Annotated in this window: 13 protein-coding genes and 1 pseudogene; 13 read left to right on the top strand and 1 reads right to left on the bottom strand. The window is 67.8% G+C overall.

Annotated features, from left to right (window positions below):
• Positions 1-190: 190 nt before the first annotated feature.
• From JIW86_RS02310 to JIW86_RS02255, 13 genes and pseudogenes are all read left to right on the top strand, one after another.
• The gene (locus tag JIW86_RS02310; RefSeq protein ID WP_257552268.1) at positions 191-1,483 is read left to right on the top strand and encodes an extracellular solute-binding protein; all 1,293 of its coding nucleotides are present in this window, start codon (positions 191-193) and stop codon (positions 1,481-1,483) included.
• Positions 1,476-2,465: a carbohydrate ABC transporter permease gene (locus JIW86_RS02305; protein WP_416237514.1), complete on the top strand. Its 990-nt coding sequence runs from the start codon at positions 1,476-1,478 to the stop codon at positions 2,463-2,465. The genes JIW86_RS02310 and JIW86_RS02305 overlap by 8 nt, the downstream gene beginning before the upstream one ends.
• On the top strand, positions 2,462-3,292 hold the full coding sequence (locus JIW86_RS02300; protein WP_257552267.1) for a carbohydrate ABC transporter permease: 831 nt from the start codon (positions 2,462-2,464) through the stop codon (positions 3,290-3,292). Before JIW86_RS02305 ends, JIW86_RS02300 begins: the two co-directional genes overlap by 4 nt.
• 92 nt (positions 3,293-3,384) lie before the next feature.
• Positions 3,385-4,710 (top strand): glycoside hydrolase family 30 protein, encoded by a 1,326-nt coding sequence (locus JIW86_RS02295; RefSeq protein WP_257552266.1) that lies wholly within the window; start codon positions 3,385-3,387, stop codon positions 4,708-4,710.
• A 29-nt stretch (positions 4,711-4,739) separates the two neighbouring features.
• The gene (locus tag JIW86_RS02290) at positions 4,740-5,798 is read left to right on the top strand and encodes an endo-1,4-beta-xylanase (RefSeq protein WP_257552265.1); all 1,059 of its coding nucleotides are present in this window, start codon (positions 4,740-4,742) and stop codon (positions 5,796-5,798) included.
• A complete protein-coding gene (locus tag JIW86_RS02285) occupies positions 5,795-6,841 on the top strand; it encodes a Gfo/Idh/MocA family protein (protein ID WP_257552264.1) in 1,047 nt (348 codons plus the stop codon). The genes JIW86_RS02290 and JIW86_RS02285 overlap by 4 nt, the downstream gene beginning before the upstream one ends.
• Positions 6,838-7,698 (top strand): PmoA family protein, encoded by an 861-nt coding sequence (locus tag JIW86_RS02280; RefSeq protein ID WP_257552263.1) that lies wholly within the window; start codon positions 6,838-6,840, stop codon positions 7,696-7,698. Before JIW86_RS02285 ends, JIW86_RS02280 begins: the two co-directional genes overlap by 4 nt.
• On the top strand, positions 7,695-8,438 hold the full coding sequence (locus JIW86_RS02275) for a cupin domain-containing protein (protein ID WP_257559192.1): 744 nt from the start codon (positions 7,695-7,697) through the stop codon (positions 8,436-8,438). The genes JIW86_RS02280 and JIW86_RS02275 overlap by 4 nt, the downstream gene beginning before the upstream one ends.
• Positions 8,438-9,913 carry a non-reducing end alpha-L-arabinofuranosidase family hydrolase gene (locus JIW86_RS02270; RefSeq protein ID WP_257552262.1) on the top strand — a complete coding sequence of 492 codons (1,476 nt, stop codon included), beginning with the start codon at positions 8,438-8,440 and terminating at the stop codon, positions 9,911-9,913. Before JIW86_RS02275 ends, JIW86_RS02270 begins: the two co-directional genes overlap by 1 nt.
• Before the next feature lie 131 nt (positions 9,914-10,044).
• Positions 10,045-11,049, top strand: a complete 1,005-nt coding sequence (locus JIW86_RS02265) for a hypothetical protein (RefSeq protein ID WP_257552261.1) — start codon at positions 10,045-10,047, stop codon at positions 11,047-11,049.
• A gap of 49 nt (positions 11,050-11,098) precedes the next feature.
• A pseudogene (locus JIW86_RS41995) lies at positions 11,099-11,287 on the top strand (tyrosine-type recombinase/integrase); the annotation flags it as partial.
• Positions 11,288-11,308: 21 nt separating this feature from the next.
• Positions 11,309-11,623, top strand: coding sequence for a hypothetical protein (locus JIW86_RS02260; protein ID WP_257552260.1), 315 nt, complete (start codon positions 11,309-11,311; stop codon positions 11,621-11,623).
• Positions 11,624-11,835: 212 nt separating this feature from the next.
• The gene (locus tag JIW86_RS02255; RefSeq protein WP_257552259.1) at positions 11,836-12,360 is read left to right on the top strand and encodes a DUF6262 family protein; all 525 of its coding nucleotides are present in this window, start codon (positions 11,836-11,838) and stop codon (positions 12,358-12,360) included.
• Between the two features lie 430 nt (positions 12,361-12,790).
• Here JIW86_RS02255 and JIW86_RS02250 read toward each other — a convergent pair whose 3' ends face one another.
• Positions 12,791-14,242: a non-reducing end alpha-L-arabinofuranosidase family hydrolase gene (locus JIW86_RS02250; RefSeq protein WP_257552258.1), complete on the bottom strand. Its 1,452-nt coding sequence runs from the start codon at positions 14,240-14,242 to the stop codon at positions 12,791-12,793.
• Between the last annotated feature and the right edge of the window lie 312 nt (positions 14,243-14,554).

Genomic DNA, 14,554 nt, shown 5'->3' with positions numbered 1-14,554 from the left:
ATCGCAAACTTTCGAAGAGTTTCCGGTCGGCGCGACCTGGTTGTCAAGCCACAAGAGGGCTGCTGCCGACGGAAATTCGGTGAGAAGGCTTGACCGGGAGGCTTCGCGTTCCTAGTTTGTGGCAGCACGAATTCGAGAACATTACGAAACATTTTCGAACCGAACCGGCATTCATCACCCCGGAGGTCCCATGGCCAGCACACCCCCGAGTCGACGAAGCTTCCTCGCGCTCTCGGGCCTGACCGCTCTGTCCGTCTCGCTCACCGCGGCCTGCGGCGGCGGGGGCTCCGGCTCGGGGGCGGCGGCCGACGGCAAGGTGACCTTCGCGTGGTGGAACATCGCCACGACGGAACCGGGCAAGTCCCTGTTCCCGCAGATCTCCTCGGCGTTCACGGCCGCTCACCCGAACATCACGATCAAGACGACCTCGTTGGAGAACGAGGCCTTCAAGTCCAAGCTGACGGCGAACACTTCGTCGGGCAAGCTCCCCGATGTCTTCCAGACCTGGGGCGGCGGCGTTCTGCGGCAGCAGATCGACGCGGGGCTGGTCGAGGACCTCACCGAGGCGTTCGGCTGGTCGTCCGACCTCACCCCGGTGTCGCTGCAGGCCTATCAGTTCGAGGGCCGGACCTACGGGGTGCCCTACGACGTCGGCATGGTCGGCTTCTGGTACAACAAGAAGCTCTTCGCCGAGGCCGGGATCACCGCTCCGCCGGCCACCTGGGCCGAGTTCCTCGAAGACGTCAAGAAGCTCAAGGCGGCGGGCGTCACTCCGATCGCCCTCGCGGGCAAGGAGAAATGGCCGGGCCACTACTACTGGGCCTACCTCGCGATGCGCGTCGCAGGCCTCCCCGCCCTGCAGCAGGCCGCGACCACCAAGGACTTCACCGGCGCCGGCTTCGTCCAGGCGGGCACCCACCTCAAGGAGCTGGTCGACCTCCAGCCGTTCCAGACGGGCTTCCTCGGCGCCGGCTACTCCACCCCCGGCGGCCAGGCCGCGACCATGGGCAACGGCAAGGCCGCCATGGAGCTGATGGGGCAGTGGGCGCCGTCGGTGCAGAAGGACGCGGGCGCGGACCTCGGAGCGGACCTGGGCTTCTTCCCCTTCCCGACGGTCGACGGCGGCGTCGGCCAGGCCACCGAGGTGTTCGGCGGTGGCGGCGGCTTCGCGCTGCGCAAGGGCGCCCCGAAGGAGGCGCTGGACTTCCTGAAGTTCTTCGTGCTGGAGAACGAGTCCAAGCTGCTGGCCTCCAACGGCTACCTGCCGGTCGTCAAGGGCGCGGAGAGCCAGCTCACCGAGCCCAACAGAAAGGTGGTGGCCGACAGCCTGGTCAAGGCGACGGGCTTCCAGCTCTTCCTCGACCAGGCCTACCCGCCTGCGGTGGGCCAGGAGGTCAACGACAGCGTCGCCGACCTCATCGCGGGCAAGAAGACGCCCGAGCAGGTCACCAAGTCGATCACCGAGGCTGCGAAGGGTGCCTAGCTCCGTGTCCACCCTGACCAAGGAGCGGACGAAGGACGCCGTGCCGGCGCGCCCGCCTGCCCCATCACGGTCGCTCCTGCACGGATTGGGAAGCTGGGCGTCGGTCACCTGGTTCCTTGTCCCGGCTCTGGTCCTCTTCCTCGTCTTCGTCCTCGCCCCGATCGTCGTCGCCGTCTACACCGGCTTCTTCAAGTGGGGCGGGATCGGCCCCCTGGACGACTTCATCGGCTTGGAGAACTACGCCACGCTCTTCCGCGATCAGGTCTTCCTCGGCGATCTGAAGCGCGGGCTGTACCTGATCGCCCTGTCGATCACGGTGCAGTTGCCGTTCGCGCTTTTCACCGCGGTCCTGCTCAACCAGCGGCTGCGCGGCCGGGCCGTCTACCGGATGCTGTTCTTCGCGCCGTACGTCCTGTCCGAGGTGGTCACGGCGGTCCTCTTCACGATGATCTTCCTTCCCGGTGCCGGCATGGCCGACCATCTCGCCGGCGCCCTCGGCCTGGAGGGGCTGCGGGGGAAGTGGCTCGCCGATCCCTCGACGGTCATGCCGACCCTGTTCGTGGTCATGACCTGGAAGTACTTCGGCTTCCACATGATGCTCTTCCTCGCCGGACTGCAGAGCATCCCGAGCGAGATCCTCGAGGCCGCCTCCATCGACGGCGCCGGCGTCTGGCAGCGCTTCCGGCACGTGACGCTGCCGCTGCTGGGCCCGACGATCCGGATCAGCGCCTTCCTTTCGATCATCGGGGCCATCCAGCTCTTCGACCTGGTCTGGGTCATGACGGCGGGCGGGCCCAACCACTCCTCCGAGACGATGGCGATCTCGATGTTCCAGTTCGGGTTCAAGCGCTACCAGGTCGGCTATGCCAGTGCGATCAGCGTGGTGCTGTTCATGATCAGCCTGGTCTTCTCCCTCTTCTACCAGCGCTACGTGCTCCGCCGTGACCTGAGCGGGGCCGTCACCTCGGGAGGTGGCCGATGAACGCCCGCAGGACGGCACGAGGCCTGTCGCTGCACGCCGTGGTCTGGCTGATCGGAGCGTTCGTCGTCGTGCCGCTGGTCTACGCGGTGATCTCCGGGTTCAAGAGCACCGGCGAGCTGACGACCAACCCGTTCGGGCTGCCCGAGCACTGGAAGACCGGCAACTACACCGGAATTCTCGGCGACGGAATGTTCTGGCGGCAGATCGCCAACAGCGCGGGCATCGCGATCGGCACGACGTGCTGCACGGTGGCGGTCTCCGCGATGGCGGCGTTCGTGCTGGCCCGCTACGCCTTCCGGGGCAGGGAGCTTTTCTACACGCTGTTCACGATCGGGCTCATGTTCCCGTTCGCGGTGGCCGTCCTGCCGTTGTTCCTGCTGCTGCGCACCTTCGACCTGCTCGACAACCCGCTCGGAGTGATCCTCCCGCAGGCGGCGTTCGGGCTCCCCATGACGATCATCATTCTGCGCGGCTTCTTCCGGACCATCCCGGCGGAGGTCGAGGAGGCGGCCATCATGGACGGCTGCGGCAAGTTCCGCTTCTTCTGGAAGATCCTGCTGCCGATGGCGCGTCCGGCGCTCGGCACGGTGTCGGTGCTGGCGATCGTCGCGAGCTGGAACAACTTCTTCCTGCCGCTGCTGGTGTTCAACGACCCGAAATGGCAGACGATCCCGGTCGGAGTCCAGCAGTTCCAGGGCCAGTACTCGACCGACTACGCGCTCGTCCTCGCCTACATCGTGCTCGCCATGGTCCCCGCCCTCGCGTTCTACGCCGTCGCCGAGCGGCAGTTGATCGGCGGCCTCACCGCGGGCGCCACCAAGGGCTGACCCGCCCCGCGCGATTTCCACCCCGAGGAGACGTTGTGAAACGCCTGATCGCACTGACAGTCCCAATTTTGTTAGCGCTAACATCGCAGGCCGTGGCTGCCCCCGCGCGAAGCGGCAGCGGCATCGACTTTCGCACAGCGCTCCAGCCCATAGACGGATTCGGCTTCTCGATGGCCTTCCAGCGGGCTGACCTGCTGCACGGCGCGCGCGGCCTCAGCCCGGCCAAGCAGCGCGAAGTGCTCGACCTGCTGCTCAGCAAGGACAAGGGCGCGGGCCTTTCGATCCTGCGCCTGGGCATCGGGTCGTCGACCGACAGGGTCTACGACCACATGCCGACGATCCTGCCGGCCGATCCCGGCGGGCCGGACGCCACGCCGAAGTACGTCTGGGACGGCTGGGACGGCGGCCAGGTCTGGCTTGCCAAGGAGGCCAAGGCCTATGGCGTCAAACGGTTCTACGCCGACGCCTGGAGCGCCCCGGCCTTCATGAAGACCAACGGAAGCGAGAACAACGGCGGCGAGCTGCGGCCCGAATGGCGTCAGGCCTATGCGAACTACCTCGTGCAGTACGCGAAGTTCTACCAGCAGGAAGGCATCGGGATCACCGACCTGGGATTCACCAACGAACCCGACTGGACGGCGACCTACGCCTCGATGCGGTTCACCCCGCAGCAGGCCGTCGACTTCCTCAAGGTGCTCGGGCCGACCGTTCGCGCATCCGGATTGAAGACCGAGCTGGTCTGCTGCGACGCCGCGGGCTGGGACCGGCAGGTCGCCTACACCGAGGCCATCGAGGCGGACCCCGCCGCAGGCAAGGCCGTGCGGACCATCACCGGCCACCGCTACAGCGGTCCGACCGCGGTCCCGCAGCCGACCGACAAGCCCGTGTGGATGTCGGAATGGTCTCCGGACGGCGCCACCTGGAACGAGAACTGGGACGACGGCAGCGGCTACGGCGGTCTCGCCGTCGCCGCCGACATCCAGAACACCCTGACCGTCGGCAACGCCAGTGCCTACGTCTACTGGACCGGAGCGTCCCTCGGCGCGACCCGGGGGCTCATCCAGCTCGCCAACCCCGGTGACGACTACCGGGTGTCCAAGCGGTACTGGGCCCTGGCCGCCTTCAGCCGCTTCATCCGCCCCGGCGCCGTCCGCGTGACGGTCACGAACGCCGACCCGGCACTGCAGATCACTGCCTTCCGCAACACCGACGGCAGCCGCGTGATCGAAATCCTCAACACCGCGACCACCGAAAGCTCCACCGAGTTCTCCCTTCGCGGCGGGCACGACCGGCACCCCGACGGCTACGTCACCGACGGGACCCGCTCGATCACCCCGGCCGACATCGTCTCCACGCACGGCACGACCCTCACGGCGACGCTCGCCCCGCGCGCGCTGACGACGATCGTCCTCGACTGAACCGCCTGCACCCCGAGGAGTAACCCGCCATGTCCCTTCACACGTCCGTTCCCATGTCCCGGATCCTCACCGCCCTGTCCGCCGCCATCTGCCTCTCGGCCGGTCTCGCCGCAGCGCCCGCGGCCGCCGAGCCCCGTCCCAGGACACTCGGCGAACTGGCCGCGAAGCACCACAAGTACTTCGGCTCCGCCACCGACAACCCCGAGTTCACCGACGCCGCCTACCTGCGGCTCCTCGGCAGCGAATTCGGCCAGACCACCCCCGGCAACGCCATGAAGTGGTACGCCACCGAGCCCGAGCGCGGCGTCTTCGACTTCACCGACGCCGACAAGGTCGTCGCGTTCGCCAAGGCCCACCACCAGAAGGTCCGCGGCCACACCCTCATCTGGCACAACCAGCTCCCCGCCTGGCTCACCGAGGGCACCTGGAGCGCCGACGAGCTGCGCGCCATCCTCAAGAACCACATCCAGACGGAGGTCCGGCACTTCAAGGGCCAGGTGATCCACTGGGACGTCGTCAACGAGGCCTTCAACGAGGACGGCACCTACCGCGAATCGCTCTTCTACAAGACGCTCGGCCCCGGCTACATCGCCGACGCCCTGCGCTGGGCCCACGAGGCCGACCGGCACGCCAAGCTGTACCTCAACGACTACAACGTCGACGGCATAGGCCCCAAGAGCGACGCCTACTACACCCTGATCAAGCAGTTGAAGGCCGACGGGGTCCCGGTGGAGGGCTTCGGCATCCAGGGCCACCTGGCGCTCCAGTACGGCTTCCCCGGCGATGTCCAGCAGAACATGCAGCGCTTCGCCGACCTCGGGGTCGACGTCGCGGTCACCGAGCTCGACATCCGGATGGCCCTCCCCGCGACCCCGGAGAAGCTCGCCACCCAGGCCACCTGGTACGCGGACTACGTCAAGGCATGTCTGGCGGTCAAGAAGTGCGTCGGCGTCACCATCTGGGACTACACGGACAAGTACTCGTGGATCCCCTCCGTCTTCCCCGGCGAGGGCGCAGCGCTGCCCTACGACGAGAACCTGCTGCCCAAGCCCGCCTACCACTCGATCAAGGAGGTGCTGGGCGGATGATCAGGACGGCGATCGTCGGAACGGGCGGGATCGCGGGCATCTGCCACGTTCCGGCCCTCCGCGCGCAGGCGCACCGGGCCCGGATCGTGGCAGCCGTCGACGTGGACGCCGCGCGCGCCGAGGCGTTCGCGGCCGAACACGGCATCCCCGCGGTCTACACCGACCTGCACACGATGCTCGAGGAGCAGAGTCCGGACCTCGTGCACCTGTGCACGCCTCCGTTCCTGCACGCCGACCAGGCCGTGGCCTGCCTGGAGTCGCAGGCGTGGGTGTGGTGCGAAAAGCCGGTGGCCCTGTCGCTGGCCGAGCTCGACCGGATCCGTCGCGCCGAAGGGCCCGCCCTCGCGGGCGCGGTGTTCCAGCACAGGTACGGCTCGGGGGCCCGGTACCTGCGCGACCGGATCACGGCCGGGACCCTGGGCCGTCCGCTCATCGCGCAGTGCGTCACGGCGTGGTACCGCGACGACGCCTACTACGACGTGCCCTGGCGCGGCACCTGGGAGAGCGAGGGCGGTGGCCCGACTCTGGGCCACGGCATCCACCAGATGGACCTGCTGCTCGCGGTGCTCGGCGAATGGGCCGAGGTACGCGCGATGGCCGGCCGCCTCGCGCGCGAAGTCCAGACCGAGGACGTGTCCGCGGCCCTGGTCCGGTTCGACAACGGAGCCATCGCGACGGTCGTCAACAGCGTCCTTTCCCCACGCGAGGAGAGCTACCTGCGCTTCGATCTCACCGACGCCACGGTCGAGCTGCGGCACCTGTACGGCTACTCCAATGCGGACTGGACCTTCACCACAGGGGCGCCGGGCGTGCAGTGGGAGCCGCCGGACGACCTGCCCAGCTCGCACACCGCCCAGCTCGCGGCCTTCCTGGACGGCTACGAGGCGGGGATCCGGCCCGACCTCGGCAGGCCCACCATGGAACTGGTCACCGCCTTGTACAAGGCCGCGATCACCGGCCTGCCGGTCCGGCGCGGAGAGATCGACGCGGCCGACCCGTTCTACGGTTCGCTCAACGGAGGGCGCCCGGGGGTGTTCCGGTGACCTTCGAACTTCTCGAGAACGAGGACTCGCTGACCGTCCGAGCTCGCGACGTCGACCTCTTCCGGTACGTGCACCGGCCGGTCATGGACCCCTTCGAAGCGCCGAAGCCCTACCTGCATCCGGTACGCACGCTCGCAGGCGACGTGGTCACCGGGTACCGGCCGCACGACCACCGCTGGCACAAGGGCATCCAGATCACGGCGTCGTGGGTGTCGGGGCAGAACTTCTGGGGCGGCGGCACCTACCTGCGCGGCCAGGGCTACGTGGACCTGCCGAACCTCGGCACGATGCGCAGCCTCACCCTGTCCGCCGAAACCGGCCACGGCCGCGCCGTGATCACCGAAGCCCTGGCCTGGCACACGATGGCGGGGGAGCACTGGATCGACGAGCACCGCACGCTGACCGCACACGGCATCGGGGCCGACTCCTGGACCCTGGACGTCACCATCTCGCTGACCAACGTCCGCGACGCCGGCCTGATGTTCGGCAGCCCCGGTACGCAGGGCAGAAGGCTCGCCGGATACTCCGGCCTGTTCTGGCGCGGCCCGCGCGACTTCACCGGCGGCGAAGTGATCGGCCCCGCGATGGGCGAGCAGGGGGACTGGCTGGCCTTCATCGGCACGCACGACGAGGTCGACCGCTCCTCCACGCTCCTGTTCCTGGACGATCCCGACGCCCCCTGCCACTGGTTCGTCCGCAGCGAGCCCATCCCCGCCGTCAACCCGTCCCTGGCGTTCGACAAAGAACTGCCGCTGGCCCCTGGCGACACCCTGTCGCGCCGCTACCGGATCGTCGTGGCCGACGGCGCATGGACCCCCGGGCGCCTGTCCCGCCACATCGCGGAACACTCGTGGTGACCCCGCTCCCCGGCGGCGTGGGGATCTCCGGGTTGACGGTGTACGACTGGCAGGCCGCGGACGGGCTGTGCGGCGGCACGCCCCACATGCACCTCGTCTGCTCCGAGGCCTACGTCGTCATCGGCGGCGCGGGCAGCGTCCAGACCCTCACCACCTCCGCCTTCACCGAGACCCCGCTGCTCCCCGGCGACGTCGTCTGGTTCACCCCCGGCACGATCCACCGCCTCGTCAACGACGGCGGCCTGCGCCTCGTGGTGCTCATGCAGAACAGCGGACTCCCCGAGGCGGGCGACGCCGTCTTCACCTTCCCTGCTCCGGTCCTGGCCGATCCCCACGCCTACCGGAAGGCTGCCGCCCTGACCGGCGACCATTCCGCGGCAGCGCGCCGCCGCCGCGACCTGGCACTCGAGGGTTTCCTGGCCTTGCGCGAAGGCGGGCTACAGGAGTTCCACATCGCGGCCCACCGCCTGAAAAGCGAGCTCCTGGACGCCTGGTGGCTCCGCTGGCGTGACGGCCCCCTGGCCGCAGCCGTCACGACCGGCCGTCAGCTGGAACGGCTGAAGGCCGGAGACCTCTCCCACCTCGACCACGGCGAAGTCTCACGACTGGAGTGCCCGGAGCACCAGCGCTTCGGCATGTGCGGCCGCCTTCACACCTATCCCGTCCCCGACCCCCTGACGCGGCCGCTCGGCGGTTCGTCGGGTTCACCTCACCCCCGCCCCCCAAAGGAGCTTTTCTGATGTGGTTTCGCCATCCGTCTCCGGTCCACCTGAGACGACGCCTGCTCGCCGTCCTCGCGCCCTTGCTGCTCCTGGCTGCTTACCTCGGTGTGCAGCCCGCCGGCGCGGCGACGGCCGTCGACCCCAACGCTTCGTACGTGCTGGTCAACCGCAATAGCGGCAAGGCCCTGGACGTCTACAACCTGGCGACCAACGACGGCGCCCGCATCACCCAGTGGACCAGGAACGATCAGAACCAGCAGCAGTGGCAGTTCGTCGACTCCGGCGGCGGTTACTACCGCATCAAGTCCCGCCACTCCGGCAAGGTGCTGGACGTCCAGAACGGGTCCACCGCGAACGGCGCCTCGATCGTCCAGTGGGCCGACGCGAACCGAACCAACCAGCAGTGGCGGCTGGCCGATAGCTCGGACGGCTACGTGAGGTTCATCGCGCGCCACAGCAACAAGGCCCTCGAAGTACAAGGCGGGTCCACCGCCGACAACGCGAACGTCGTCCAGTACGACGACTGGGGTGGCACCAACCAGCAGTGGCAGCTCGTCCGGGTCGGCGGCGGCAACCCCGGCCCGTGCGATCTCCCGTCGGCGTACCGCTGGACATCGACGGGCCCGTTGGCGCAGCCCAAGCCCGGGTGGGCCTCGCTCAAGGACTTCACCGTCGCCCCCTACAACGGCCGGCAGCTCGTCTACGCGACGACCCACGACACGGGGAAGAACTGGGGCTCGATGAACTTCAGCCCGTTCACCAACTGGTCGGATATGGCCTCGGCCGGCCAGAACGCGATGTCGACGTCCACCGTCGCGCCCACGCTCTTCTACTTCGCGCCGAAGAACATCTGGGTGCTCACCTACCAGTGGGGTGGCGGGAGCGCCTTCTCATACCGGACGTCGAGTGACCCCACCAACCCCAACGGCTGGTCCTCACAGCAGGTGCTCTTCTCCGGAAGCATCGCCGGCTCCGGGACAGGACCGATCGACCAGACCCTCATCGGTGACAGCACGAACATGTACCTGTTCTTTGCCGGTGACAACGGCAAGATCTACCGGGCCAGCATGCCGATCGGAAATTTCCCGGGTAGTTTCGGCTCGAACTCGACCGTGATCATGAGCGACACGACGAACAACCTGTTCGAAGCCGTTCAGGTCTACAAGCTCCAGGGCCAGAACCGCTACCTCATGATCGTCGAGGCGGACGGCTCGCGGGGCCGCTACTTCCGCTCGTTCACGGCCGCCAGCCTGGACGGTTCGTGGACGCCCCAGGCCGGGAGCGAGAGCAGCCCCTTCGCCGGCAAGGCCAACAGCGGCGCCACCTGGACCAACGACATCAGCCATGGCGAACTGATCCGCACCAGCGCCGATCAGACCTTCACCGTCGATCCCTGCAACCTGCAGTTCCTCTACCAGGGACGCGACCCCAACGTCGGCGGTGACTACGGCCTGTGGCCCTACCGGCCGGGTCTGCTGACACTGCAGCGCTGACGACGTGACACCGGTCCGGCTCCGGAGGAGCCGGCGTGGCGGGCTCGGGAGAAGGCCGAGCCCGTCACGGGTGCGTGGCAGTACGGTGCGGAGTCACCGTGCCGGCCCCAGGAGCTGGGTGGCCGCCAGGCGTGCGTACAGGCTGTCACCAGGAACGCTACCAGGCCGGGAACATCACCGAGCTCGCCAGCATCCAGCTGCTCTGCAACCAGGCCCGCGACCAGCAAGTCACCACTCTTTCGGACCTGGCCCTCCTGCCCGGCAATATCGAGTCGCTTCGGTCCACCATCGCCAGGGCCGCCCGCCGGGCCCTGGCCGATCCCGAGACCGAACGCCACAAGGACATCTGGAACCTTGAAGCCTTCGGACAAGGCAACCGCACCGTCAACTTCACCGGTATCACACAGCCCTGGCTGCGAGAGGTGGTCAAGTACTGGGTCAGTGAGGAGATGCCCCGGCGGCGCGGCGACGCGATCGGCTCCGTCATGCAGCACTACGTGCTCAGCCTGACCCGGCTCTCGGAGCGCCTGCGCCTGCACCGCGCCGATGACCACGGCGACATCCCTGCCCGGCTCACTCGCGGTGACGCGGTCAGCTTCCTCAACCGTCTCGCCTACCTGGCCAGCATCGGCAAGATCAGCCAGCGCACCCGGAGGGTGGACTGCCGCAACGTCAAGCGTGTCATCAACGACCTGCGCAACCGTGGCCGGCGCATGCCCGGCGACATCACCCGCGCCCTGCCACCAGAATTCACCTTCCTCGCCGAGGACATCCCCCGCGAGGACAACGGTGACGAGCCCGGCCGATCGCTGCCCGAACGCGTGCTCGCCCAGATCTGCCAGGCCCTGCCCGAGCTGGAGAAACGCTCCGGTTCCTCGATCCGTGTCGCCGCCGAGCTCCTGATCGACACCGGTCGGCGCCCAGACGAGGTCTGTGCCGCCTTCCCTGGGACTGCCTCGCCACCGGTGGCCACGGCAAGACCGTGCTCATCTACCACGACTACAAGGGCAACCGGCCCGGTCGGCGCCTGCCGATCGCGGACGCCACCGCGGAAGTCGTACGCAACCAGCAACGAGCCGTCCAGGACCGCTTCCCCGACACCCCGCTCAGTGACCTCGCCCTGCTGCCCGCCCTGAAACGCAACCCCGCTGGCAGTCGTCGGCTCTCCGACGTCTCCCTCAGTTCCTGCCACCGGGACTGGGTCAATGCCTGCCCGCGCTGCTGGCCGACGGCGACGTCGAGTTCAACAAGACGGCGATCGTCCCCTACGCCTACCGGCACAGCTATGCCCAACGGCATGCGGACGCCGGCGTCCCGCCCGACGCCCTGCGCGATCTCATGGGCCACCGAACGATGCGCACAACTCAGACGTATTACCGGATTACCGGCAAGCGGATGCGTCAGGCGGTCGAGCGGGTGGCAGCCCACCAGTTCGACCGCAACGGTCAACGGACCCGGCAGCAGATCCAGGGCGCCCTGGATGACGAGCACACCCGGCTGCGTATCGGACAGGTCTCCGTCCCCTTCGGCATCTGCATGGAACCCAGCAACATCAAGGCCGGCGGCCAGGCCTGCCCGTTTCGTTTCCGCTGTCTGGGCTGCGGCCACTTCCGCACCGACGCCTCCTACCTCCCCGAGCTCAAGGACTACCTCCAAACCCTCCTGCGTGACCGCGAACGCGTCCTGGCCACCGGCGAACTCGACCCCTGAGCCCGCACCGAAGCAGTCCCGTCCGAGACCGAGATCACCAAGCTCCGCCAGCTCATCCATCGAGTCGAGGACTCCCTGGACGAGCTCACCGACGACGAACGCGAACAGATCAAGGGCGCCGCCACCGCCCTGCGCCGCACCCGCCAGGTCGTCGACCTCGGAATGCCCGCTATCGGTTCCTTCATCGACCAGACCAGGAAAACGAACCGCCCATGAACAGCGGAAGGCACCTCACCGACGCCCGCCACCAGGACAGCGAACGCCGCCGGACCAAGGTCCTCGCCGCACTCGACCAACTCTTCGCCAGCGGGGCCGACATCAGCGTCTCAGCCGTCTCGCGCGCCGCCGGAGTCCACCGCAGCCTCATCTACCGCCACCCCGACCTGCACGCCGCCGTCACCGCCCGCGCCGCCGAACCACAGATCAACACCGCGACTGGTCCCACCGCGAGCAAGCAGTCCCTTCTGGCAGACATCGCGAACCTCACGGACCGCGTCCGTCGCCAGGACACCCACATCCGTCACCTCGAAAAGCGCCTTGCTGAGGCCCTCGGCGAACAGGTCTGGCAACGGGCCGGCCTCGGCGGACCGCCTGACCACGACGCTCTACAAAAGCGCATCAACCACCTCGAACAGCACGCCACCGAACTGCAACAACAACTCGCCGACCGCGAAGACGACCTCGACGCCGCCCGCGCTGCGAACCGCCAGCTCATCACCCGCCTCAACAAGCTCTGATGGACGTTGCAGCGGCCCGCCTTGCCGGTGGCAGGGGCGGCGGTCACCGCCAGAGTGGCTGCGTCTATCTCGGCGCCATCACCGCAGCCGCCCTCGTCATCTGGCTCCGCACGGGAGCATCGCTGCTCGGCAGGACCGCGTGCCTGGTGGGTGAGCCGATGGTAGCGATGCGCTGACTGTGTGCTATGGAATGATCTCGTACAGTCAGCATCAACCGATGCGATCACCTGCCCGTCACGACAGACAGTCCAGCCTCCCCAACCGGGGCACTGAAACCGCCTGCACACAGGATGAGGAACCCCAGCCGATGCGCGGCTGGGGTCCTCGGTGCGGTGAGTATCGGTCAGCAGGTGAAGTTGCCCACGCCGTAGACAGCTCGTCTACGCGCCGGCGGACCGCACCCCATCGCGATCACCGTGGATCAGGCGGGTCAGCGCTGCAGGGTGAGCAGGCCCGGCCGGTACGGCAGTTTCAGGTAGTCGGTGCCCGCCGGTGTGTTGGTGGGGAGGCCCTGGTAGAGGAACTGCAGGTTGCAGGGATCGATGGTCTTGGTCTGGTCTGGGTTGTTGCGGACCAGGTCGCCGTGACTGACGCCCTTGGCCCAGGTGGAACCGCTGTTGGCCTGGCCCGCGAAGGGGCTGCTCTCGCTGCCGGCCTGGACGGCCCACGGACCGTCCAGGCTGGAGGCGGTGAACGAGCGGAAGTAGCGGTTCGTACCCTGCGCCTCAACGATCATGAGGTACTGGTTCTGGCCCTGGACCTTGTAGACCTCCGGTGCCTCGAACAGAAGGTCCGTTGTGTCGCTCATGACCGTCGTGTACGAGGAGCCGAAGCTGCTGGGGAAGTTCCCGATCGGCATGCTGGCCCGGTAGATCTTGCCGTTGTCAGCGGCGAAGAACAGGTACATGTTCTGGTCATCGGCGATCATGGTCGGGTCGATCGGGGCGTCCTTCTGGCCCTGGGGGCCGACGGGGAGGCTGCCGGTGAACAGCGGCTGCGAGGCGGACCAGCCGTTGGGGTTGGTGGGGTCGCTGGACGTGCGGTAATAAAGCGGCCACTGACTCCACTGGGACACCATCACCCAGACGTTCTTGGGCGCGAAGTAGAACACTTCGGGCGCCACCGCGGGATCGTTCATCCCCGTCTGGGTGGCTGTCGCCATGTCCGACCAGTTCGTGAAGGGACTGAACCCCGTCGAGCCCCACGACGTTCCGTTGGAGGTCGTCCCGTAGACCAGGCGCTTGCCGTTGTACGTGGTGGTGCTGAAGTCCTTCAACGCGACCTGCCCGTTCGCCGGCTCCGCCAGCGGACCCGTCGATGTCCAGCGGTAGGTCGACGGAAGAGCGCACGTGCCGGTGCCGGTGCCGACGTCGGCGACGGGGACGAGCTGCCACTGCTGGTTGCTGCCGCCCCAGTCGGCGTACTGGACGATCTTGCCGCCGTCGGCGGTGGAGGCGCTCTGGACCTCGAGGGCCTTGCTGCTGTGGCGGTTCAGGAGGCGGACGTAGCCGCCGGCGGAGTCGGCGAGGCGGAACTGCTGGTTGGTCGCGTTGAGGTCGCTCCACTGGACGACGTCGGTGCCGTCGGCCGAGGACCAGTTGTAGTCGTCCAGGACCTTGCCGGAGTTACGGTTCTGCAGGCGGTAGTAGCCGCTGCCGGAGTCCAGGAAGCGCCACTGCTGGGCTTCGTTGCTGGAGCGGGTCCACTGGACGACTGGCGAGCCGTCGGCGGTGGCGAAGTTGTAGTCGTCCAGCGCCTTGCCGCTGTTGCGGTTCACCAGCACGTACCACTTGCTGGTGTCGACCGAGGCAGCCGAGGCGGACGACGGGTTCACCATCGCCAGGAAGCCGGCCACGAAGACCATCGAGAGCAGGGCGGCCATCCGCGGCCGCCATCCTCGCCGTGTCGAGGTTCGTGGAGCTGTACCGAGAGCGTTCATCTGCACCCTCCTAGGGGCGACTTGGGCAGGGGTCGGTCCTTCGCGGTGCGTGCGTGCGTGCGGACCGGGCACGGCACGTCCGAGGCGGCGGCAAGACGTGACCCCTGCGGGGTGGGGGCACCGGATCTCCGGCGCATTGTTAGCGCTAACAATTTGAAAGTCGAACATCTGGTGTGTTCACGGAGAAGACCATGGGGCATGAGAGGTCGTCAAGTACCGTGCCGCAATCTGTCCGTTACTGAAGCGCCATCAGAA

The organism is Streptomyces sp. NBC_00162, assembly GCF_024611995.1.
Lineage (GTDB): Bacteria > Actinomycetota > Actinomycetes > Streptomycetales > Streptomycetaceae > Streptomyces.
The sequence above is the reverse complement of the archived record's forward strand: the minus strand, read 5'-3'. Positions and strand labels throughout refer to the sequence as shown.

Excerpts from the sequence above, each read along its gene's own strand:
- JIW86_RS02310 (WP_257552268.1), top strand. The coding sequence starts at position 191 with ATGGCCAGCACACCCCCGAGTCGACGAAGCTTCCTCGCGCTCTCGGGC.
- JIW86_RS02300 (WP_257552267.1), top strand. The coding sequence starts at position 2,462 with ATGAACGCCCGCAGGACGGCACGAGGCCTGTCGCTGCACGCCGTGGTC.
- JIW86_RS02290 (WP_257552265.1), top strand. The coding sequence starts at position 4,740 with ATGTCCCTTCACACGTCCGTTCCCATGTCCCGGATCCTCACCGCCCTG.
- JIW86_RS02285 (WP_257552264.1), top strand. The coding sequence starts at position 5,795 with ATGATCAGGACGGCGATCGTCGGAACGGGCGGGATCGCGGGCATCTGC.
- JIW86_RS02270 (WP_257552262.1), top strand. The coding sequence starts at position 8,438 with ATGTGGTTTCGCCATCCGTCTCCGGTCCACCTGAGACGACGCCTGCTC.
- JIW86_RS02260 (WP_257552260.1), top strand. The coding sequence starts at position 11,309 with ATGCGTCAGGCGGTCGAGCGGGTGGCAGCCCACCAGTTCGACCGCAAC.
- JIW86_RS02255 (WP_257552259.1), top strand. The coding sequence starts at position 11,836 with ATGAACAGCGGAAGGCACCTCACCGACGCCCGCCACCAGGACAGCGAA.
- JIW86_RS02250 (WP_257552258.1), bottom strand. The coding sequence starts at position 14,242 with ATGGCCGCCCTGCTCTCGATGGTCTTCGTGGCCGGCTTCCTGGCGATG.